The following is a 25478-nucleotide window of genomic DNA, read 5'->3' as shown; positions in this document are numbered from 1 at the left end:
ATTTTAACAGTTCAACAGATCAATTAATATTTATAGTTAACAGTATCAATATCAGTATCAACATTTTAATTTTTAATAATAAAATTAGGTATTAGAGTATTAGTTACGATAATAAATTTCATGCTGCTTCTGTAGTTTGGCATTGAATTTTGATTAATATTCGAGAAAGTGCTATACATGAAGCTTTAGAATACACAAATCTGATGATTGAAACTTAAATTTAAACGAAATGCATTACAAGCTGTCTATAGATATAGATAGAAGTTGTAAATATGTTTTTTTGGCTATATTTTACTCTAGACTAAAACTCATTAAAAATAAAAAAGATGATACTCAATTAAATGGTGGGTTTGAGAAGACTTGAACTTCCGACCTCACGCTTATCAGGCGTGTGCTCTAACCATCTGAGCTACAAACCCACAATAATGGAAGCGTGGTGAGCTCGCCGGGATTTGAACCCGGGACCCTTTGATTAAAAGTCAAATGCTCTACCAACTGAGCTACGAGCTCTTAAATATGTAGCAATATGAAGATCAATTTTAAAAAGAGCAAAGAGTTTATCAATTGAGGAATGTAGATTAATACAAAAAACTACAAACTTTGTAAGACAACATAGCTATTCTTTAAATAGATCGAATATTGAATATATTCAAAAATATGTTTTACTTTATCGCCGAAAAAGGCTAATCTGTCAACAATTATTTTTTAATTTTCAAAATAGGAAGTGTATGAAGAATCAAAATGTGGCTATAATCATTCCATCAAGGCTAAATTCAACTAGGCTTATACAAAAACCACTGCAACTTATAGGTTCTATAACTTTAATCGAACGTGTATTCAAACAAGTAAATAAAGCAAACATTCAGCATACATATGTTGCAACTGACTCAGAAGAGATAGCAAACATCATAAAAAAAATAGGTGGAAAAGTAATCTTAACTGATAGTGATATCCCTACCGGTACTGATCGTACTTATGAAGCGTTCAAATTAATTCCAAATAATAATAATATTCATTATATAATTAATGTACAGGGAGATATACCTTTCATTGAACATAGATCTATTTTAAAAATTATAGAATATTTAAAAAACAGCGAGTATGATATTGTTACACCTGTAGTAAGAGTAGATAGAGAGTCAATAGAAGCTAGTAGTAATGTTACAGTAGCTGTTGACTATATGGGAAAAGCATTGTATTTTTCGCGTAGTCTTATTCCACACGGTGCAGAAGAATTGTTATATCATCTTGGCATATATGGGTTTCGCAAAAATGCTTTAGAAAAATTTGTATCCCTTAAACAAACTTTTTTAGAAAAAACAGAACGTTTAGAACAATTACGTATTCTAGAAAACGGAATGACTATAGGTACATGCTTAGTTGAAGATGTTCCTATTTCTGTAGATACAGAAGAAGATTTAAAAAAAGCAATAAAATTTTGCAGGGAAAATTAATAAACTAGGTTTATAATCAATAATGGCACGTTTCATTTTTGTTACTGGTGGTGTTGTTTCATCACTTGGTAAAGGTATAACGGCAGCATCTCTTGCTATGTTATTACAGGCCAAAGGTTTTAGAGTTAGTGTACGAAAACTAGACCCTTATCTCAATGTTGATCCAGGCACTATGAATCCTCACGAACACGGGGAAGTATATGTAACGGATGACGGAGCAGAAACTGATCTAGATCTTGGACATTATGAACGTTTTACAGGAGTAACAGCATGCAAATTTGATAACATCACAACAGGAGCTATATACTCAAAGTTACTTAAAGATGAGCGTTTAGGAAATTACACAGGCATTACAGTTCAAGTCATACCACATGTTACAAATATAATAAAAGATTTTATTATGTCAAATACCAATGGTTTTGATTTTATTATTTGTGAAATAGGTGGTACAGTAGGAGATATTGAAGGTTTACCATTTTTTGAGGCTATAAGGCAAATAGGTAACAAATTAAAAAGTGCAAATTGTTTATTTATTCATTTAACGTTATTACCTTATGTAAAAACCGTACGTGAATTAAAAACAAAACCTACACAACACTCAGTTAAAGAGTTACGTGCTATAGGTATATCACCTAATATATTAGTATGTCGCGCAGAACGTAACATTTCAAAAAGCGCAATAGATAAAATAGCATTATTTTGTAACATAAAGCCTGAATATGTGATTCCAGCAATAGATCAAAAAAATATATATTTAGTACCAATTGCATATCACAATTCAGGTCTTGAAAATAAAGTATTAAATTTTTTTAATATTAATCTCGTACCTTCTAAATTAGATAAATGGTACGATATAATTGGTAAGATAAAAGATTCTAATTCTAAAGTTAAAATCGCTATAATAATTAAATATCACAAATCACATGATGCTTATAAATCAGTAATCGAGGCACTTAATCATGCAGGTATTTATTACAAATACAAAATTGATTTATTATGGATAAATGCTGAAAATCTTACTGAAGAAAATATTAATAAAAAATTATTAAATATAAACGGAATTTTAGTACCAGGAGGGTTTGGAGTACGAGCAACGAAAGGGAAAATGATAGCAATAAAATATGCACGTACTAATAACATACCTTTTTTTGGAATATGTTTTGGTATGCAACTTGCAACGATCGAAATAGCTCAAAATTTAATCGGTATTAAAGATGCAGTAACAGAAGAATTTAAAATCAAAGGGACAAAAATTATTGAAAAAATAAATAAAAACTCTGAAGATGTAACAATAACAATTAAAAATACACATATTTCCAAATGCACTTATAGTGAGGAATTTGAATGCGACACCTCCACTGTATATTCAAATATACATGAGGATTCAAATAAAGAATCTACACACAGATTACCGATAGAAACAAATTTTGGAAATATATCTGATATAAAAAAAACTATGAGACTCGGTGCTTATCCTTGTAACTTGGTTGCAAATACTATTGCAGCTACTGCGTATCAAAGCCTCGAAATAAATGAGAGACATCGTCATAGATATAAATTTAATAATGAATTTCAAAATATTTTTGAACAACACGGTGTAGTATTTAGTGGTTTTTCTAAAAACAAACAAATTGTAGAAATAATTGAACTACCAGAACTTCGTTGGTTCATAGGAGTGCAATTTCATCCAGAATTTAAATCTAAACCATTTGAGGCTCATCCATTATTTATTCAGTTTATTAAAGCCGCAATTGAGTATAATAAATGTAATTAATAACAATAATATGAAACTTTTTTAAAAAATCTTGACACTGTTTTTAAAAATATTATTTTTAATACTTAAAAAGCTTATATGTAGTCATGCCTACGAAAGTAAAAATCTCATAAAAAGCTCTGAATAATATTAAATTTTAGTATAAAAGCGCAACTCATTTTACTTTCTCTAGATTTTTATTGAGTGACATCTAATGCTTTTTAACGACTACTCGGTACTAAAAAAATAAGATCATAATAAATTAATGAATATAGTAGATTCTAACTGCACAATTTGGCATAAAGCAAGAAATAGTAAGTTTCGGCATATAGTATGGCCAATTAGATCGTATGAATTAACAAAATTCATTCCGATGGCGTTACTAATGTTTTTTATTTTACTTAATCAAAATTTAGTGCGTAGTCTTAAAGATAGTTTTGTTGTTACATTAATTAGCTCAGAAGTATTGAGTTTTATAAAACTTTGGGGCGAAATGCCGATGGGGGTTTTATTTGTTATTCTCTATTCTAAACTCTGTAATATTATGACCACAGAACAAGTTTTTAGGATAATTACTGGTACTTTTTTATTTTTCTTTACAATTTTTGGTTTTATTTTATTCCCATATAAAGAATTTTTTCATCCTGATCCTGAATTAATTAATCAATATATCACTGTTTTGCCGCACTTAAAGTGGTTTTTAATAATTTGGGGACAGTGGAGTTTAGTATTATTTTATATCATGGGAGAGTTATGGCCTGTTATAGTTTTTACTCTTTTATATTGGCAGCTTGCAAACAAAATTACCAAAGTCGAAGAAGCGCCAAGATTTTACTCATTCTTTACTTTATTTGGACAAACTAATTTGCTCTTCTCAGGTACTGTAATTATTTATTTTGCTAAAAGCGAACATTTCTTATTACCTTTATTTGCTCATTTAAATGATACAAATGAAATCCTTTTAAAATCATTCATCACAGTTATTTTATTATCAGGATTAATTTGTCTAGCTCTCCATAAACTCATTGATAAATCAGTTGTAGAAGCTGATAAAAATATAAAATTTAAAAACCAAAGAACGGATATATTAAAATTAAGCTTGATCGAAAGTGCAAAAATAATATTGACATCTAGATATCTTGGTTTTATTTGTCTTCTGGTAATGTCTTACTCTATGAGTATTAACCTAATAGAAGGATTATGGATGTCAAAAGTAAAACAACTCTATCCTGCTACAAAGGATTTTATATCCTATCACGGTGAAGTATTGTTTTGGACTGGAGTACTAACTTTAGTTAGTGCATTTTTAGGAAGTAGTTTAATTAGAATATATGGCTGGTTTTGGGGTGCTATTATAACACCAATTATGATGTTTGTAGCAGGTGTTATATTTTTTTCATTCACAATTTTTGAAAATCACTTAGGGAATATAGTCAATACTCTTGGCTATAGTTCACCACTTGTTATTATAGTTTTTATTGGTGGACTGTGGCATGTATTTTCTAAATCTGTAAAGTATTCACTTTTCGACGCTACTAAAGAAATGGTATATATTCCACTAGATAATGAAATTAAGACTAAAGGTAAAGCAGCAGTTGATGTTATTGGTGCTAAAATTGGTAAATCCATAGGTGCTGTTATTCAATTCATATCCTTTAGTATTTTTCCAAATGCTGTACATAACGATATAGCCGGCTTATTGATGTTTACTTTTATTATCGTATGTATATTATGGATATATGGAGTGAAAGTGTTATCACAATATAATAATAAAATGATACAAAATTAATAATCTTAATAATATTGTTGATTTGAGAAATTACTAGAGTAGACGCAAAATTATTATTTTTTGTTGCATAATGCGTCTTATCCATCATTGCTAGAAAATTATATATCAATTTACTAAGCAATTAAGTAAAAAATTTTAATTTACAGATTTTCTTCTAGATTACATTCCATATCACCTATGTATGTTTTTTTGAATGATAATCTTTATTGAAACACAATAATGTCTATTTTGTCGAAGCAAAATCACATCAAATAGCCTTTGAAGCTACTATTAGTGCCTATTATATTGGCTTTTGATCAAGCAAATTACAAGCCTTATCAAAATAATCATATAACTATATCTTATCTTGTGTCATTTCATAATAATATTTGATTCAACTTCTGTGTTAACAATTAATAATGCAAACTATCACTAAATCAGAATTAGCATTAATAGTATAAGAATAATGTTTCATTTTTACTTTTTCAAAATGTCCTGTAATCTCTAATTATATATTCAAATCAATATTTTGTTCAAATGACTCAAATATGATAAATCAGCTCTATAATCTATTTGAATAAAGTCAAAGTGATTTGTAAATTTATATGAATTAACAATATAATTAAAAATTCTTTTTTCTTAAAGTTATTTGTAATATAGTACTATGCGTATTAAATATATATTGTAGAGGGTACAATGACAAAAAATCCAAAAATCTCATTAATAGGTAGCGGTAATATAGGTGGTACACTCGCTCACTTAATTAGTCTTAAAAAACTCGGTGATATTGTATTATTTGACGTAGCTGAAGGTGTACCACAAGGCAAAGCATTAGATATCATGCAAGCTGCTACAATAGCAGGGGCTGATATTAAAATAAAAGGTACAAACAACTATAAAGATATTGAAGGCTCTGATGCAGTAATTATTACTGCCGGTTTGCCAAGAAAACCAGGCATGAGCAGAGATGATTTAATTAGCGTTAATACTAAAATTATGCAAGATGTAGCACAAAATATAAAAAAATATGCTCGGAATGCTTTTGTAATAGTGATTACTAACCCACTAGATATTATGGTATATGTAATGCTTAAAGAAAGCGGATTACCTCATAATAAAGTAATTGGTATGGCAGGGGTACTCGACTCATCAAGATTTAATCTGTTTCTTGCTGAAGAGTTTAAAGTATCAGTTAGAAATGTTAATAGTATAGTTCTCGGTGGTCACGGTGATGCTATGGTACCGCTCGTACGATATTCTACAATATCAGGAGTGCCGATACCTGATTTAATAAAAATGGGTTTATCAAGTAATAAAAATATTGAAAAAATAATTGATCGTACAAGAAATGGAGGCGGTGAGATTGTTGCATTACTTAAAACAGGTTCTGCTTATTATGCTCCTGCAGCATCAGCAATCGCAATGCTTGAATCATATTTAAAAGATAAACGTCAAATTCTAACTTGTGCTGCTTATTTACAAGGTGAATATGATGTACATGATTTATATATCGGAGTCCCTATTATTATAGGTAAAGAAGGTGTGATAAAAGTAATAGAACTACAATTAACAGAAGAGGAAAAAATACTATTTGATAAATCAGTCGTAGGAGTAAAAAAACTCATTGATGCAATACAATAAATGATACTCTTAAATTAAAGAGCTTAAATATAAGCAACATCTCAATAAATTAAACAAGCTATACATGTGTTCAACAAAAAATAGAACTTATCCTTAAAAGATAAATAAAATTAAGAAAAGCAAAGCAAGAGCAATTCAATCAGACTAATAATGAAGATTTAATAAGATATAAAAAGCAATGTGAGATTTATAAATTAGGGCTCATCAATAATCTAGATTATTGGTAGCTAGGAATAAAGAATTAAGGAGTGAAAGGGAAACTAATTACATAGCAAAATTTTTCTTACACTACATAAATTGGATTAATTTTAAGAATTAAGGGACATATATAGCAGAACCTAAAAAATTTAGATGAAATAAAAATTTGTATTCTTTGATTAATTCATTAAATAAAAATATTAGGTATAATAAAAGATAATCAAAAAGCATAAGAAATTATAAAAATAAATTTTTATACCTTGATAATACAGAGAATTGACTAAATTGACTTAGGAAGTTTTTAATAAAGGAAAACAAAAGTAGAAAGAGCTAATAGACGCTTCTAAAAAGATACTAAGTATATCAATCAATAAAAATTACTGCTATAATACAATATACTCACAGCGCATTAGATTTCGTACTCAAGATATTATGAATAGCTCATGCAGATAATATAGCACAAAATGTAATATTAGATGCCGATAATAAGATTGATATATTTAGCTTAAAAATTATTCACTAAATTTCAAAATTGATCAAATTTCATAAAGCAAAATGAATTATACTTACAAAAGCAATAGGTTATTATTTACAGTATACTTACCTAAATACAAAACTTGTTTAATGACGATTAAGCTAAAGATTAATAACAAATCACATTGCATTAATAACTAATTACATACATGGAGCGATACTAATTCCAATTACTCTTTCCTTGACAACTAATTCTATATATTGTTATAGAATAAATGTTTTGAAGAAAAACAAGTGTAACCTCTACCATACCATGATATTATATTAATAGAAATTAAGAAAAGAGAGAATTCTAGTATCCACTGTTACATATAAGATAATCTATGCAATTATTAGATCAATTTCACTAATACAGTTAATAAAGCGATTCAAGAATCTTGCATAAAAATGAATATCACATTTAAGAAGATAATCTTTAAATGCCAATATAAAAAAATTCAAAATAATTTATCTAATTTAGAATCTTTTATTTATGAAGTATCAGTAAATAAATCTACGCAACATACTAAATCATTAATTCAAGATAAACCGGAAATCTATAGAAGTATGATCAGTATAAAAGCTAGAATAGCCAAATTTGAAATAAATTCTAGTCTAGAAGCTAATTTAATATAACAATCCTAAGCAAAATTATAAATCAGAAATCGAGGTATAGAAATTAAAGTGAAGAGAACAAAAAAATTTAATAAACAAATTTGAAAACTTATCGAAAGAAGTGAAGAAAATCTTGAAATAAGAAGATCACAAAACTGTGAATCTTAAAGCAACCATGGCATAAAAAACCTACATTTTACAGTAAAGATGGCAAGTATATCTAATACGATTGATTCTTGTTTCATGTAGCATTTATGTCATGCATGTGTAGGCGTGAATATGGTAAAGCATATACAAAACTTGTGTTTATTTGTTGCTTTTGTCAAAGATCTAAATTCTATACCAATATTGTATTGATTTAAATCATATGATTACACTGTATGAATTTCTTTATCCGTACAATAAAGTTTTCGATTAGGATAAAATCTTATGTAAAACCAATACTGTACTAATCAATAATATAAGCAAAAATATAAAAAAGCTTAAGGTGAGAGATAGTGACTTAAAATTTTGCCATAACAACATACTAAAAAAAGGAGTAGTTGATGATAGAATAATACCTCCGCAAGAATGAGATAGACTATAAAGTCTCATTTTCACATTAGTCTTAAATAAAGATTGTACAATAATCTGTAGCGGTACTGAATAAAATGCTGCAAATCCTATTAATATAATAGGATAAAACATATTAAATATTTTTTGATATAATATTATTTGCATTCCTAGAGCAACAATAATACTCGCAAATAAAGCAAATATAATCTGTCTTAAAGGATTTATTTTATCGGCAAGCAGACCTGAAAAAACAGCTGATATTCCATAGGTAGTAGTCAAAGCTATATTCATAAACCTTATTTCAGTATGATTTATACAAGCTATTTTTGTTAAAAAAACTCCTAAGAAAATTATCAAAAAATGATACACTCCTCCAATAGCACCGTTGATTAATAATGCTATTATAAAAAATAGTTTATTATCTTTTATAATTTGTTGTATCGTACTTTTTGAGGCAGGTTTATTTTTATAATATAAAAATTCACTACTTTCTTTAAAAAAATTTCTCATAAAAATAGCACATAAACCAAATATTGTCCCAATAAAGAAATTTAAACGCCATAAATACCAAATATTAGAATGAGTAGCATAATAATAAGCTATGGACGCAAGTAATGCACCTATTTGGCTACAACATGAAACGATTCCTAGATTTAAATTTTTCCGATGATCTCCTGTTTTTTCAGCTACATAAACCTTTATTCCATCAACTTCTCCAGCAAGACTTGCTAAAAAAAACATTCGACATAATGTGAGGATTACGGTAGCAAAAATACCTATTATCTCAAAGGAAGGAGTAATAGCAATTAATCCAGTAGAAATACTACTTATGAACATTGATATTTTAATAGATTTAATACGCCCATATTTATCTCCGATAAATCCAAAAATTAAAGATCCTAAAGGTCGTACTATAACAGCTGCACTAAAAATTGCAAAAAAAACGAGTAATTGTTTATCCTGATCTATACTAGGTAAGAAATTTTGCGCAAGTATATTAGCTGATAAACCGAATAAAGCATAATCATAATAGCGGATAATAGTTGTAAAAAATGCAACTAAAAAAGCTGAATTAGGCATATAATATTTTCTTTTTGTTACAACATCATATGATACTAACTCTTTAATCTGAGTAAAAGCAAATTAATTTAATATATTGTATAGTTGCCCAAATTTTATATTTGGTATATATTCAATGATTTAAATTGATGTTAGTTAAATATATGAAAATGACAAAATAAATATTCACGTAAAACATCGTGATCAATTACATATTTCTTCCGATAATACTGATACTTAATACAGCATTAACATTGATTAATCTAAAAAATAGATTAAAGAACTTAAGTAAAATCTAAAAATAAGATCTCATCTAATTTTATAATTAGAAGCAAACATTTTAATAATGAATATTATTCGGTTTCGTTGTAATATAACTTAACCATTCTTAAGTTTTTTTTGTAAAAATTCTCTTTACTGATTTTACTTAGTACCTTAATCATTAAATCAAATTTACAATACTAATAATTATTAGTATTGTAAGCTATGTTTAATTATACTACTCTCCCTGAATTTTGCTTGTCTATTTTTTTTCTTTGTACCTCCAGAACTTTTGAAAGTTCTTCTTTATGATTATCTCTTTCTTGAGGTATTTGTTTACTAATATCCTTCGCCGCTTTTTTTACAACATTTGGAATTGATTTAGGAAGTGGTAATGGTGGGGGATTAATATGAATATCATCCTTAGACATTGGCGACACAACTGATATAGTACTAACAGCTACAGAATTTTTTACTGGTTGATTTATTTGATATACAACTTCTGTTTTAATATTTTTATGTCCTTCTGCAATAGTGCTAATTCTTTCTAATTCTTGTTTAGCATTTCTAATATTATCATACTTGCTCTTTAAATCTTCCTTTAAATAATCATAAGTTGCCTTAATAGATGTTACTTCAGTTTCAAAGCTTGCAGTAATTTGAGCAGCTAATTCCAATGATTGTTCTGAAGGTTGTTTCCCGTCTTCACGTAAAGGCTGAATTATGATTTTAGACTTTTCACCTAAAAACCATCTTGAAAATATACTTGGTTTATATACTTGTATTTCTGCTTTACCGCATTGCTCATCCTGAATGATTACATTTCCTTTGTAACCGGTAAACTTATTAAGAAATGTTTTAGCATTTTTAAATTCTATCGTTAAATTATTATTTTGTAATTTAGGAAAGATGTTTTGAATATTTCTCTTTTCTTCTAAAAATTGATTTAATTGTTTAAAAACTTTATCATTTTGCGAACTTATATTATTTATCTGATAACCAGGACTACTATCAACAAAATTTAATTTAAAAGGTTTCGCCTCTATTTCGTCATATATCTTTTTTAAAAAATTATCATTAAAATTTTTATTTTCATTAGTACCTTTTAAATTATTCTTTAATTGCTCAAAGGTCATTTTTTTCGATTTTGCAATACTCGGATTATGTAAATCGGTATTAAGCATAATTGCTTGGTAAGCTAATATATATGCAGCATCTTTACTGTTTATGTCAATGTTTAAATTTTGTTCATAATAATGTGTTCCAAAACTTTCAACTAACCTATCGATTTTTTGAGCTTCGCCCGGTAATTTAAATGATTGTAAAAACCTACGTAAACTTTCTAAATAATCTTTGTCTTTAAAATCAAATTTCTTAGTAAAACTTTCTAATACTTTTTGATTATCAACCCCATCTGTACCAAGATAATCGCCTACAAATTCTAAATTCAAATTACTTTTTTCTTCATAAAAAAATTTAGCAGTTTCTTCTATAAAATCTTTATTATTATCAGCACACCATTTTTTAATTCTTGTGATTCCACTTTTTTGCTTATCATTAAACAGTTTAATTACTTCGTTTTTTAGTAATGAATCCATTTTACCTCCACAAATTAATTAAATATCTAGTAATTAAAGATCTTTTATAAACTTAACACAAGCAAAAATCGCTATTTAAATATTTTCTAGCTTTTACTGTGTCTTATAAGATTTTATTTGAAAAATATGATTTTGACAAATAATATCATTATAAATGACTAATTGATAAGATTTTTACAAAAATAATTATTATTAATTTTTTTAAAAACTCCAAATTTAGATTGGAAAAACATTATCGGTTAGAATTGATTTATAAATAATCGCTTACACTTCTTTTATAGCTTCAACACAAGCAAAAGTAGCTATTTTTAGTATTTCATTAGCTGTCGCTGTAGTTTGCAGTATTTGAACAGGTTTTTCAAAACCGTTTGTTATAGGACCTATAAAGCTATTTGATGAAAATTTTTGCAATAATTCAGTAGCAATCGCAGCTGAATTTAAACCTGGCATAATTAATACATTTGCAGATCCTGATAACCTGCAAAAGTTATATAATTTACGTAAATCATGGTCTAAAGCTACCTTAATAGACATCTCTCCATCATATTCAAAATCTACTTTCATATCGTTTAACTGTTTTTTATCTTTACTAAAATTATCAAGTATATTTACTGCTTCACGAATACGAGTTGTTTTTTCCTGAGAAGAATTACCGAACGTTGCAAAAGAAATAAGAGCGACACGAGGAGTGATACCCATATTTTTAGCAATCTCTGCAGTTTGTGTTGCTATTTGTGCAAGTTCTAAACTGTTTGGATACTCTGTAATACAATTATCGGCAATAATAATATTATGATCTTTAGCAATCATAATGGAATAGCCAAGAATTCTACGATTTTGTTTTGGGGAAATTACTTTCATAATATCTTCTAAACTATCTATATAACTTTTTGTAACACCTGTTAAAAGAGCATCACCATCACCACATGCTACCATACAAGCGGCAAAAATATTCTTATCAGTTTTAACAAGTTTGGCACAATCACGATATAAATAACCTTTTCTCTGAAGTCTTTTATATAAATAATCAGTATATTGCTCTAGCCTATCACTTAAAGCAGCGTTCATTATTTGAATTCCATCTAAGCTAATATCTTTACCTATCTTTTTTAATATAACCTCAATCCGTTCAACACGACCAATTATAATTGGATTTCCATATTTTTCGTCTCGCATCATCAGAGCAGCAGAAATTACTTCTTCTTCTTCTCCTTCAGCAAAAACAATCCGTTTAAGCGGTACATTATGAATTTTTTCAGCTAAGAAATTCATATAGTTAGCAGTAGGATTTAATCGACTACCTAATTGTTGCTTATATTTACCTATACTAAAATCTTTAACCCTAGCAACGCCAGTTTCTATTGCAGCAACAGCAACCGCTGCGGCTACTACAGTAATTAAACGAGGATCAAATGGTACTGGAATAATATATTCATTACCAAAAACCAGTTTACGACCTGAATAAGCTTTATACACCTCTTCCGGTACAGGTCTACGCGCTAAATCTGCAATAGCTCTTGCTGCAGCTATTTTCATTTCAGTATTAATGGTACTCGCTCTCACATCCAAAGCTCCTCTAAAAATATAAGGAAAACCCATCACATTGTTAATTTGATTATTATAATCAGATCGCCCTGTTGCTATAATCGCATCATCTCGCACAAATTTTATATCTTCCGGAGTAATTTCTGGATCAGGGTTAGCCATAGCAAAAATAATTGGTTTATGTGCCATTTGACTTATCATATCTTTAGTTACTGCACCTTTTACCGATAACCCTATAAAAACATCTGCATTATTTAAACTTTCCGTTAAAGTCCTAATCTTAGTATCACTTGCATAACGCTCTTTCCATTTATTCATACCACTTGTGCGACCTTTATAAATAACACCTTTAGTATCACATAAAATAATCTTTGATTTATCTACTCCAAGAGCAATTAATAAATCAATACAAGCAATAGCTGCTGCACCTGCGCCGTTAATTACAATTTTTAAATCCTCAAGCGTACGGTTAGTAAGATATGCAGCATTTATTAGCCCAGCAGCGGTAATAATCGCAGTGCCATGCTGATCGTCATGGAATACTGGTATATCCATTAAAGATTTTAATTTTTCTTCTATAAGAAAACATTCCGGAGCTTTAATATCTTCAAGATTAATACCACCGAAACTATAACTAAGATATTTTACTGCATTAATAAATTCTATAGGATCTTCGGTATTTATTTCCAAGTCAATTGCATCAATATCAGCAAATTTTTTAAATAATACAGCTTTACCTTCCATAACAGGTTTTGAAGCAGCTGCGCCTAAATTGCCAAGACCAAGTACTGCAGTACCGTTAGAGATTACTGCGACTAAATTACTACGAGATGTATATTTATATACAGCATCTAAATTTTTGGAAATTTCAAGGCATGGAGCAGCTACACCAGGAGAATAAGCAAGTGATAAATCTTGCTGAGTAACTAAAGACTTTGTTGCAGTAATAGCAATTTTACCAGGTTTATCTTTTTCATGATATTCAAGCGCTTCAGCATAATTTATTTTATTCATTTCATTCATTTTCAATTCCTGTTTTGTTTTTTGTTGTGTTATATATGACTGACAATATTATCTTCAATCTTTGTCATTAGGTACAGCAATCAAGCCATAGTATAACCTTGAAACCCCCTACCCCATCAAATACATAATAATTGATATAGTAATTACCGAAAAAAAAGTAGTAAATGTTATAATTGATGCCATAGAATCAGGATCACCATCAAGCTGACGAGATAAAACATAAGCAGTACTAGCACATGGAAGACAACTATATAATATTCCAACCGATCTATTTATCCCTTCAATTGACATTAACCATAATACTATTACGCTAACTAAAGGAAATGCAACTAATTTAATAAAGCTTGTAAGAACTACATTATGTAAAAGCTCTTGTCTAATAGTAAAATTAAGCCCTGCTCCAACATTTAACATACCAATAGCTAAAGCAGCATTAGAAAGACTATCTAAGGTTTTCTTAAGCCCTAAATATAATTCAAGATTTGAATAATTAAAAATGAACCCTACTAAACTTGCAATAATTAATGGATTACGTACAATTAATTTCATCATTAAAATAAAGCTAGTTCTAATAGTATTAGTAACTGATTTATTAGGGATATAATAAGCGAAAATCATTGCCGATAAAATGTTAGTAAAAATAATCATATAAGAGGAAATAACGGCAACAATAGAAAGTCCACTCGGGCCAAGCAAAGGGCTACTCACTCCAAAAAAAATGTAACTATTATAACGAATTGATCCTTGAAAAATAGAAGTAAATTGAACTTTATCAATATTACATTTTTTTTGATAAATTATAAGACCGAGTGATACAAGAATAGTAGATATAATAAGAGCAACTACTAGCTTAATTATAGATGTAACGCTTAAATCAGCAGTAGACACGTAATTAAAAAGCATTGCAGGGAATAGGATAAAATATGATAATTTTTCAATACCACGCCATACTTCTTCTGAAGTTAACCATTTATTTTTGATAATACTACCAAGTAGTGTAATTAAAAAAATAGGTAACGTACTACAAAAAATTTCATTCATGTGTTTGTTAATAGCTTTTACTGTGAATCCATAATTCATTCAGTCTTATTTTTTGCTAAATATTGTTGTCAAGCTACGGGATATAATTTTTCTTCAACTAACTTCTTTGTTGCTTCCACTCCATAAAGCTTGATAAAAGTCCCAAATCTTGGCCCTTCATTTTGCCCAAGTAATATTTGATATAGATCTTTGAAGTAATAACGCAGATTTTTATATCCTGCTTTCATTCCAATATCATACATTGCTTTCTGAATGTTTTCCTCTTCTGTTTGATCAGTTATATTAGATAACATATCTAATATATCATACAAAATAATCTTATGCTTTTCAGAAACAACTAAATATGACTTATGTATTTGAACGAAGTCATGATAATATCTTATAGCAAATTCTGCTAAATGGTCAAGATAAGTACTAGTATTTGGAGTCGCTTTAGGTTCATATTTAGTAATAAAACCCCAAAGTACTGATTTATCTGAAGGATTACATACAGCAGTAAGATTTAAAAGCAACGAATATGTAAGACCAAAAGTCTCAATTTTTGGAACATTCCCGTGATGAATATGATAAACGGGATTTGCAAAACGTGTTACCATATCCTCTTCCAAATGATATTTTTGATTCAAAGTAATATATTCATCAACATTTTTAGGAATTACATCAAAAAACAAACGCTTAGCTCTAGCTGGATTTTTATACATAAATAATGCTATACTTTCAACAGAAGCATATTTAAGCCAGTCATCAACACTAATACTATTACCTCTTGATTTAGAGATTTTTTCGCCGTTTTCATCTAAGAATAACTCATAACAGAATTGCACAGGTGGCTTACCTCCTAAGATTTGGCAAATCTTAGAATAAAGTCTACTATTTGCTAAATGGTCTTTACCGTACATTTCATAATCAACGTTAAGTGCAGCCCAACGCATACCAAAATCTGGCTTCCACTGTAATTTACAATGCCCTCCAGTTACCGGTACTTCTACATCATTACCGTCCTCGTCTTTATAAGATACTGTACCTGCTCTAGCATCCCACTTTTCTATAGGAACTTGCAACACTTTACCTGTTTTTGGGCAGATAGGCATAAAAGGTGCATAGGTAGTTTTCCGCTCCTCTCTAAAAGTAGGTAGCATTAGAGCCATTATCTCGTCATATTTCTCTAAAACTCTTATCAACATGTCATCAAACAGACCAGCTTTATAACAGTTAGTACTGCTATAAAATTCATACTGAAAACCGAATTTATCAAGAAATGTACAAAGCTTTGCATTCATATAATGCCCATAACTTTTACATTCACCGAATGGATCAGGTATAGATGTAAGAGGCATATCCATATATTGCGCTACCATTTCAGGATTTGGTATATTGCTAGGGACTTTACGAAGTCCATCCATATCATCAGAAAAGCAAATGAGTTTAGTCGGAATATCAGATAATTGTTCAAATGCTTTCTGTACCATCACAACACGAGCATTCTCAGCAAAAGTACCTATATGAGGTAAACCTGAAGGACCATACCCCGTTTCAAATAATACATAACCTTTTTCAGGAACTTTACCATTTAAGCTATCTAATATCTTCTTAGCTTCAATAAAAGGCCACGCATTTGACCTAATAGCATCTTTCCAAATTACTGACATTTATTTTTCTTGCACTTTAATTAATAATCAGTGACAATATACTAAATTTATTTATTTGTAAAATATCAAATTAAACTCCGTCATTGTCAGAAGCATTACATAATAATTAGATTAAGCAATCCAGTAAAAAATTCTATAAATCATAATTTATGTTTTATTTTTTAAATTGCAAGAACGCCGATGACTTAATTACTTCTTGTAATGACGGTTCGAGAAACCATACCAATAAGATATACATTACGCTCACAATAAAAATAAAAACATATGATACTTAACATTATAAACTACATTAAAAAAGACAGATATAAAGTTCTAAATTTAGTACTGATTATAATGTCTATAATAGCACTTTCTACAGCTTATATTGCTGAATATATATTCTATTATACACCATGCCCTTTATGCGTTTATGAAAGATTTCCATATTTAATGCTAATTAAAATTAGCTTAACTGCTTTAATTATCAGACAATTAAACAAATATACGCTCATATGTATACTCATAACTATCCTTAGCTCGTGCATATTATCAACCTATCATAGCTTTGTAGAAAGAGGAATAGTACAACCAAGCGCTCTTTGCTCTTCCATGATCCGTATTCCACAAGGTTTGTCTATACAACACATAAAACAGATGTTCTACTCACAGCCAATTACTTCATGTACAAAACCCGCAATCAAAATATTAGGTATTTCTATGACTGAGTATAATCTACTTTTAAATATTGCTCTTCTAATCTTTTTAGGCCTAATTTTGTTTTATCCAAGATCGAATAAATAGTTTTTTATACACAAAGTGCATTTGCTTAGATTATAAGAATATGTTGTTACTGTGTTAATATTTATCGCAAACAACTAATAATAATAAAATACTAAGATTGATTAGATGAAACTTATAGTGTTCCTACGATACTAATTTAGTATCTAAATAGGCAATATATATACAAAGATGATATAACTAAATATACTTAATCCATTAACATTTAAAAGTTAACTACTATAACACAAACACAAAATTAAATATTAATAATACTTAGCTCAACAAAATAAATACAATATTTTTTTAAAAAGAGATTTGATGTTGAAATAACAAACAAATAATACTAATACCTACGTGAAACTGTATGATAATTTTACATCGATACATAATATGGAATATAAAGATTATACTTTCTATGTATATGTTTATCCTGTCTAAAGGATAAAACATATTAGATTGTTTATATACAAATAACGTCAAAGAACTCTTAACTTAAGATAATGATACACTGAATTATGAAGCACATAATATAAAAAATGGAAAATGAAGAAAAACAACTCAAAACTACAATAGATGCTGAGTATTATGTACGTGTACCAATTTTATAAATAGTCAACACATAAATACAGAAGATAATAGTAAATTTCTAAGTAGAATCCGTAAATTCAGATATTAATTAAAAAATTAATTTAGCAAGATTATTACCAAATGAAATAGATGCAATTTTAATACATCAAAAAATCAATTTTTCAATCTATATATTGCAATCAAAAAATAGAAAATAAGATACTTAGATACTAAGTATAATCTTGCATAAGTCATTTCTTTTATTCACTTAACAATCATATTGTAACTGTAGAAGCAAATAATAACAGCAGTAATTCTAATACTGATACTAATACTAAGTTAAAGCAGATTGAGCATCAATCATTTGATATACTTTACTAGTGTACTATCACAAAATTCATAGTGAATTAAGAAAATTATAATTAAAACATAAATGCAAAATGTATAATTATACTATACGGTATGACAGTATCTTCTAACTTAGAAAAAGAATTCTTCTCTTCTTAAATAAAATCCAATGTAAGTTGATACATGAATACTACATTTATGTATCCCAAATTCAAATAGAAGAGTACAATTTACTGTGAATTTGACACCACTAAGTTACCACCCTGCGATCTTAGATGATAATATAGCTCTAAGTTCTCTTAAAGAAAAATTTTGTGGTTTTAGGTAGTCTAGCACTACCTTACCACTATCAAGTACTATAAGCCTTTTGCCATAATGTGCTGCCGCTTCCAAATTATGCGTAATCATAACGGCAGTTATCTTATGATGCTCTATAATCTCTGCTGTTTTTTTTATCACTTCCAAAGAAGCTTTCGGATCTAAATTAGCCGTATGCTCATCTAGAAATAATATTTTAGGTGGATGAGCTATACTAAGTGCAAGCAATATAACCTGCTTTTCTCCACCTGAGAATTTACCTAGTTGCTGCGAAAGTAAAGGTAAAAAGCGTTTAGGCGAACCTGTAAGCTCTAATACATCACTACTTGTTAACCGTTCATTACTATGGTATCTACTTTCCCAAAGCATAATATTTTCCTCAAGAGTTAACTCAGTAAATAGCCTATCTTCAAGCTTTTGTGTTATTGTAACAAGCATAAGTGCTTTGTGTTTTTGAGATATTTTATCAACTTTAACTTGATCTAAGAATACTTGTCCGCTTGTCGGTGTTAAATAACCGGCAAGTATTTTAGCTAAAGTAGATTTACCACTACCGTTATGACCTAATATTACCACAAACTCTTCTTGTGCAATATTTAAAGTAGTCTCGAAAATTATAGGATCACTTCTTTCACTAACTTTGAACTGTATTTTTTCTGCATATAAATAAGGTTTCATAAATCTTCTCTTTTTACAGAACTTAGAGAAATAAATAATACTATCCCTAATATAAGCTTAAGGTTTATGGGATCGACACCAATCCGTAGTAAAATACTAAGAGAAATAAAGTAAAATAATATACCTATAAAACAGGAAAACATCTCCTTAAAAGCGTTAAAATTATTAATATTACTTAAAAAAATCTGCCGCCCTATAATAATCGCACCTATACCTACTAGTGCAACACCATAACCCATATTAATATCCGCAAAACCATTTACTTGTGCAGACAAAGTACCGGTTAAAGCAGCAAGACCATTACTTATACTCAGCCCAAGCATACGGTACAGCTCAGCAGGTTTCCCTAAATCAATCAATAAATCTTTATTAAAACCAAAAGCACGTAGAAATAAACCAAGATTACCTTTTAATAAAATTAAAACAATAAATATAATAAAACAATTTATTATTATTAAAGGTACTAACCAATTTTCTAGATGTAATATAGATAGCAGAGTCGGCATACCAAGAATCGATATATTAGGACGCTGCATAATTTGTAAGTTAACAGAATAAAGCATGAAATTTGCAAGTATTCCTGCTATAAGTCCATTAATACGTTTATTCTTCTGCATAAAACTCACTATACTTCCATTAATTCCACCTGCTATTACGGCAAATATTAATGCGTAAAATAACCCAAAGTGGATAGTACGTGCAAATACAGCAGCTCCTAAGACATAAGTACCATCTACTGTAAGATCAGTAATTTTGAGAATACGATAACTTATATACATTCCTAAAATAAGCGGTAGCATTATTAAGGATTGTTCAAGAGCAGTAACTAAAATATTCATGTGACTACTCTGTAAATTCTTTATGTGTGAAGGGCAGTACAGATAAATTTTCTTTAGTAAGAATATCTTGTTTTACAAATGATTTAATATTAATAAATAGAGTAAAATCTTTCATATCACTAAATGGAATATCTTGCGGTGCTATTCCTTGTAAGATCTTTTTTGCCATTAAACCTGCTTCTATGCCTATTTGTTTCTCTTGTACTCCTACAGCAATAGTTGCACCATTAATTACCGAGCCTTCATCAGAGGCAATTATCGGGATACGGCGTACAAATGCTTCTTGTTTTAAAATATTAATACCACTGACTATTAGATGATCTTTCAAAATTATAAAACTCTGCGTATTTTTAGGTGCATTTTTGACAGCAATTGGCATATCATTTAAATTTTGTATCATTGCTGTGTACAGAGAAATATTGTTATTTTTAGCATATAATTTTAACATTTCTACTTCAGGTATGACCTTCTCGCTACTACTATAAATTAAAGTGATATTCTCTAAAAAAGCTAATTTACTAATAGTATCAGTTATTTTAATTTCATCATTAACACCTGTAACTAAAGGTAAGTTTTTACCATTAATTATAGCAGCTGCACAAACAATCGGTTTATTGATTATATGAGAAATAGCAGTTTGGCTAACTGTAGTACCGATTGGAATTATTAAATCAATATCCTGATCTTTTATTTGCTTAATAATTGCAAGCAATATATTAGAATCAGCATGAGCATTTTTAACTAAAATCTCTACATCTATATCTTTTAACGACTCTTTAATGCCTGATACTATTTTGTGCATTGAATCATGCTCAAGCGGTACAATTACTGCAACCTTTTTTTGATTTGCATAAACTAAAGTTGTGATCAATAAAACAAAAAGAAAAGAAAAGAATTTTTGAATTTGCAAAACATTAGAAATAAACATTTTAATATCCTGTTATAAATAATTTAATAAAAAATTATGCATATAGCAAAGCAAACAAATCAACGCAAAAATTATCTACGCCAACACAAATTTGTTATTAAACTATTAACCTTTAAAGATATCATAAATATTTTTAACTGAAGTAATATAAAGTAAGCACAACATCTTTCTTTGACCTAAAGCTAAATAGCCAAGAAAGAAATATCTAAGAGGCTATCTGTAAATAAATTTCAAAGCTATTGAAATTTTTGTTGTATGATTTTTAAAAATCCTACAAATGTAACTCAATAGTTCTTAAATTTGCAAAATATTTTCAGATAACTTCTTATTTTAAGAAAAGCACTATTTTAAGATAATGTCAATAAATAATAATAATTATCCTAAATAGGAGGACTTGTGTATACAAAATCTTGCAACACTTTATTCGTATTAAGATATTTTGCTATATAAATTCAATGTTTTGCGTACATGGAATGTACAATACGTTTCATTGTTATACAATAATACTACATCATTGAAGGAGTCTCATTTATTTATATATTTTACAAATGCATTATAAGTTGTGACGTAGTAATACACAGTTCAAAATTCTGATTTCAAGATTTTTAAAATCTTGTGATTGATTACTGCATTGCTTCTTACAATAACAATTGTTTAGATCTATAAATATACATACCACATAATGATAGTACTTAATACAGCAAAATTTGCAAAATGAAATAAAAATTCATACCTTAAACTATACATTATCTGTTTATTCCAGTATTGCTGTATATCGGTAATTACGAAGCACATCATGATATGCTTTTAGTACAACTTATAGGATGCTCTTCAGCTGTTAAATAAATAGATATCATAAATACCATAAACTACTTTCTGAGTTAGTTGACACATTTAGCAAATCCACTCCATAGCCATCTTAATTTAACATAAAATATTAACAGTACTATATATTTATCATTTTAATTTACGTACTCACTCTCTTGTTTTTTCAAAACCTATTACAGCTAATTCTTTTCTTGAATCCAGAAGCCATATAAAAATTTCCTTGTCAGGTTATAGTTACTTCACCACGACCTACTAAATCATGTTTTAAATCTTAATGTGTATACATCTTACTGCTACATCCTTAAGCAATCCTATTAATATCACTAATGACTCTTCAGTCAAATTATTTTTTGCATTATTAGTAAACAGACCAAATTTATTAATACATACTTCTCATGTCTCAATACTCTATCGTCATAAAAGACTTGATCTATTAATAATATTCTTTTCATCCTTATCAAAGATGTGATGTAATTAATACTACTCACTAGTAGCCCTTACTATTTTTGCTTACAAAAAAGTAATTATTACACAGTAGATTTTACAGTCTTTAGTCTGACTTTAATAAGTGTTAATGTTAATGAAATAATACTTTTAAATAACTATTATAGTGCAAAAATACAAGCTCTCATTCCTTAGTCTGTAATAATTCTTTATAATCATAAAGATATATCATTTTCATAATGTACACTTCTTCAACATTTCAGAAATTACTTTCTATTTCTTGACATAGATCTTCAATTTTATTATTAGGATTATTTGTAACTTTGCTTTTTCTTATTAAAACAATATTTAAAAAGCATAGAAACTTTTAAACAAATATTAATCTCCTTATAGGAATATTATTAAAACCTGCTGCATATCTATGACACTTGAAGAATGCTAATATACTAAATCTTGTCCTAATGCATTTTAGGCTAATATCTACAGTAAAGCGTAACGCAATCTGAGAATAATGTTTCATTAAATTATTTATTGAATAATAAACTTAAATTATTTTAAGTTTTTAATGAACTTTAAATGTTGAATATTACTTTAATCAAATAATTTTAATACTCAACCCCTTTAGTCATCAAAAATCAAAGATAATAAATAATGAATTAAAAGTATAAAAACAATTGGCAATAACATGGCAAAATTACCAAATTGCGAGAATATCGTAGGAGTGGTTAATTTTTGAGGAATTAGACCTTGTATATAATTTATTTCATTTAGATTTAGTTTTTTTACTATCCTACCAACAGGATCTACTATGGCGGAAATACCATTATTCGCGACTCTAATCATAGGTAAACCGTTCTCTACGGCTCTACTTCTACTAATATGAAAATGCTGATATGGACCGCTTGATTTACCATACCATGAATCATTTGTAATATTAATTATTACATCTGCTATTTCATTATTCGTCTGTACAAAATTAGGAAAAATAGATTCATAACAAATTAATGGTTTAATTTTAAGATGATATTTTTTAATATAAACAAGACCTCCATTTCCTTCTTTATAATCAATTAAACCGTGAGTTAATTTTTTAAATGGCAATATCTTTTTAAGCGGCATATACTCACCGAAAGGTACTAAATGTGATTTATGATATTCAAATAATTTATGATTATTTTTATCAAGAGCATACATAGCGGAATATAGTTCAAACTTATCACCGTGTTTTTTATTATCCGAGATACCTCCTGTTATCAGGATAGCATTTGTAGAATTTAGCATGTTTAATAATTCTAATTTAACTTGCGGTATATCATCCGGTACTACTAATGCTGCTTCAGACCAAATAATTAAATCTGTAGGCTCTAATTTTTCTGATAAATTAATATGTAGCATTAAATTATGCCAAAATTCTTCTTCATCCCATTTTGCAGTTTGAGGAATTGAAGGCTGAACTAATCGCACTTTTATATCAGTAAAATGTGTAGGGTTAGTACTTACTCTCATTGCTCCATAAATTACCATTACAGTTAATATTAGCATTGAACTCGCTAGTAATATTTTTAACTTAGTAAAATTTTTGCTAAATACAGGATAAGCAGATGTAGCAATATATATAACTATAAAACTAAGCCCATATATCCCTGTTATACTTAAAGGTTGTATTAAAATCTCTGAAAACGAAAAAGCATAACCTATTAAATTCCAAGGAAGACCAGTACAAATCCACGAACGTATCCATTCAAATAATACCCACAATAAACAGAATATCAATTGGTAATATTTATTATTTTTAGCAAAAAAACTAAGAGTACAATTTGTAGATATAAAGAATGCTAAAATTATAGGTAGACCAAATAAAGCAAAAGGAATCGCCCACCAAAAATCTGCGATATAAACACTAACGCCGATACTGATCCAATACATTCCACTTAAAAAGTGTCCAAAACCAAATAAATAACCAAATTTTGCAGCTGCTTGCCAATTTTGAGATTTTTGCACTATATAACATAGGTACGAGAATGTGAACAATGCTGGTATAAAAAAAGTCGGAGCAAAAACTAAACCGCTTAATATCCCTAGCAAGAAACATATGATTTTAGTTTTATACATTTTTATCGATTATTTGTTTACAAAATAATACATCATGCTATCATTTCAGCAAGTTTTAATATTAATGAGTAAATAAATGACTACAAGGTTACTACAAGGAAAAAAAGGTTTAATTACAGGTATTGCAAATAACATGTCAATATCATGGGCGATTGCACAGCTTGCCAAAAAACACGGAGCAGAATTATGGTTTACTTATCAATCAGAAGCACTCGAAAAACGAGTTAAACCGCTTGCTGAGGAAATAGGTTGTAATTTTATTAGTGAACTTGATGTAACGGATCAAAAATCAATTAGTAATTTATTTAATGATATAAAAGAAAAATGGAATAGTTTTGATTTTTTACTCCATGGTATGGCTTTCGCAAATAAAAATGAATTAAAAGGGCGTTATGTCGATACTAGCTTAGAAAATTTTTATAATTCTTTACATATATCATGTTACTCGCTTTTAGAACTCTCAAGGTCTGCAGAAACCTTAATGCATGACGGTGGTAGCATTTTAACATTAACGTACTACGGCGCTGAAAAAGTTATACCTAATTATAACATTATGGGAGTAGCAAAAGCAGCACTTGAGGCTAGTGTCAAATATCTAGCAAACGATATGGGAGAAAATAATATTAGAGTCAATGCTATTTCGGCAGGCCCTATCAAAACTTTAGCATCTAGTGCAATAAGCGATTTTAGTACTATGCTTAAATTTCACGCTTCAACTGCACCATTAAAACGTAATATTACTCAAGAAGATGTAGGAGGAGCAGCTGTATATTTATTTAGTGAATTATCTAAAGGTGTTACAGGCGAAATTCATTATGTAGATTGCGGTTATAATATTATAGGGAGTAGTAAATTATTGTAGAGAGTGCAATGATGCAATGTCTTTAAAAAACTTATTTGTGTACTAATAAATACACATTTTGCTGTTTAACAACTTAGTTAATCAAAACAATTGAAATTGTATAAAATAAAAATTATTTACTA

Annotated in this window: 16 protein-coding genes and 2 tRNA genes; 7 read left to right on the top strand and 11 right to left on the bottom strand. The window is 28.6% G+C overall.

Annotated features, from left to right (window positions below):
* Nucleotides 1-342: 342 nt before the first annotated feature.
* Both RT_RS01840 and RT_RS01835 read right to left on the bottom strand, forming a co-directional pair.
* Nucleotides 343-419 (bottom strand) — tRNA-Ile (locus RT_RS01840).
* A gap of 15 nt (nucleotides 420-434) precedes the next feature.
* Nucleotides 435-510, bottom strand: a tRNA-Lys gene (locus tag RT_RS01835).
* A gap of 218 nt (nucleotides 511-728) precedes the next feature.
* On the opposite strand from RT_RS01835, the gene RT_RS01830 reads away from it, so the two are divergent.
* The 5 genes from RT_RS01830 (at nucleotide 729) to RT_RS01810 (ending at nucleotide 7963) form a co-directional block, all read left to right on the top strand.
* Entirely contained in the window at nucleotides 729-1454 is a 726-nt protein-coding gene (locus RT_RS01830; RefSeq protein WP_011190831.1) for a 3-deoxy-manno-octulosonate cytidylyltransferase, read from the top strand.
* A gap of 22 nt (nucleotides 1455-1476) precedes the next feature.
* Nucleotides 1477-3228, top strand: a complete 1752-nt coding sequence (locus RT_RS01825) for a CTP synthase (protein ID WP_011190830.1) — start codon at nucleotides 1477-1479, stop codon at nucleotides 3226-3228.
* Between the two features lie 244 nt (nucleotides 3229-3472).
* Nucleotides 3473-4996: a nucleotide exchange transporter Tlc2 gene (tlc2, locus tag RT_RS01820; protein WP_011190829.1), complete on the top strand. Its 1524-nt coding sequence runs from the start codon at nucleotides 3473-3475 to the stop codon at nucleotides 4994-4996.
* Nucleotides 4997-5671: 675 nt separating this feature from the next.
* Nucleotides 5672-6616, top strand: a complete 945-nt coding sequence (gene mdh, locus RT_RS01815) for a malate dehydrogenase (RefSeq protein ID WP_011190828.1) — start codon at nucleotides 5672-5674, stop codon at nucleotides 6614-6616.
* Between the two features lie 1119 nt (nucleotides 6617-7735).
* Complete coding sequence (locus RT_RS01810) at nucleotides 7736-7963, top strand: hypothetical protein (RefSeq protein WP_011190827.1); 228 nt, start codon at nucleotides 7736-7738, stop codon at nucleotides 7961-7963.
* 393 nt (nucleotides 7964-8356) lie between these two features.
* On the opposite strand, the gene RT_RS01805 is transcribed toward RT_RS01810, so the two are convergent.
* The 5 genes from RT_RS01805 to RT_RS01785 form a co-directional block, all read right to left on the bottom strand.
* Nucleotides 8357-9577, bottom strand: a complete 1221-nt coding sequence (locus RT_RS01805; protein WP_011190826.1) for an MFS transporter — start codon at nucleotides 9575-9577, stop codon at nucleotides 8357-8359.
* Between the two features lie 473 nt (nucleotides 9578-10050).
* On the bottom strand, nucleotides 10051-11415 hold the full coding sequence (gene ralF, locus RT_RS01800) for a T4SS guanine nucleotide exchange effector RalF (protein WP_011190825.1): 1365 nt from the start codon (nucleotides 11413-11415) through the stop codon (nucleotides 10051-10053).
* Between the two features lie 264 nt (nucleotides 11416-11679).
* On the bottom strand, nucleotides 11680-13983 hold the full coding sequence (locus RT_RS01795; RefSeq protein ID WP_011190824.1) for an NADP-dependent malic enzyme: 2304 nt from the start codon (nucleotides 13981-13983) through the stop codon (nucleotides 11680-11682).
* A 108-nt stretch (nucleotides 13984-14091) separates the two neighbouring features.
* Entirely contained in the window at nucleotides 14092-15024 is a 933-nt protein-coding gene (locus tag RT_RS01790; protein WP_014419428.1) for an AEC family transporter, read from the bottom strand.
* Nucleotides 15025-15092: 68 nt separating this feature from the next.
* Entirely contained in the window at nucleotides 15093-16673 is a 1581-nt protein-coding gene (locus tag RT_RS01785; protein ID WP_011190822.1) for a lysine--tRNA ligase, read from the bottom strand.
* A 264-nt stretch (nucleotides 16674-16937) separates the two neighbouring features.
* Here RT_RS01785 and RT_RS04390 point away from each other — a divergent pair, with 264 nt between their 5' ends.
* Nucleotides 16938-17453, top strand: a complete 516-nt coding sequence (locus RT_RS04390) for a disulfide bond formation protein B (protein WP_011190821.1) — start codon at nucleotides 16938-16940, stop codon at nucleotides 17451-17453.
* A 1149-nt stretch (nucleotides 17454-18602) separates the two neighbouring features.
* Here the strand turns inward: RT_RS04390 and RT_RS01780 are convergent.
* The 4 genes from RT_RS01780 to lnt all read right to left on the bottom strand — a co-directional run bounded on the left by RT_RS01780 (nucleotide 18603) and on the right by lnt (nucleotide 24494).
* A complete protein-coding gene (locus tag RT_RS01780; RefSeq protein ID WP_011190820.1) occupies nucleotides 18603-19343 on the bottom strand; it encodes an ATP-binding cassette domain-containing protein in 741 nt (246 codons plus the stop codon).
* A complete protein-coding gene (locus RT_RS01775) occupies nucleotides 19340-20182 on the bottom strand; it encodes an ABC transporter permease (protein ID WP_011190819.1) in 843 nt (280 codons plus the stop codon). Before RT_RS01775 ends, RT_RS01780 begins: the two co-directional genes overlap by 4 nt.
* 4 nt (nucleotides 20183-20186) lie before the next feature.
* Nucleotides 20187-21110, bottom strand: coding sequence for an ABC transporter substrate binding protein (locus RT_RS01770; RefSeq protein ID WP_011190818.1), 924 nt, complete (start codon nucleotides 21108-21110; stop codon nucleotides 20187-20189).
* A gap of 1893 nt (nucleotides 21111-23003) precedes the next feature.
* Entirely contained in the window at nucleotides 23004-24494 is a 1491-nt protein-coding gene (gene lnt / locus RT_RS01765; RefSeq protein ID WP_011190817.1) for an apolipoprotein N-acyltransferase, read from the bottom strand.
* Between the two features lie 76 nt (nucleotides 24495-24570).
* Between lnt and fabI the strand changes: the two genes are divergently transcribed.
* Complete coding sequence (fabI, locus tag RT_RS01760; RefSeq protein WP_011190816.1) at nucleotides 24571-25356, top strand: enoyl-ACP reductase FabI; 786 nt, start codon at nucleotides 24571-24573, stop codon at nucleotides 25354-25356.
* The last annotated feature ends 122 nt before the right edge of the window (nucleotides 25357-25478 follow it).

Source organism: Rickettsia typhi str. Wilmington (assembly GCF_000008045.1).
Lineage (GTDB): Bacteria > Pseudomonadota > Alphaproteobacteria > Rickettsiales > Rickettsiaceae > Rickettsia > Rickettsia typhi.
This window is presented reverse-complemented; position numbering and strand designations above follow the sequence as displayed.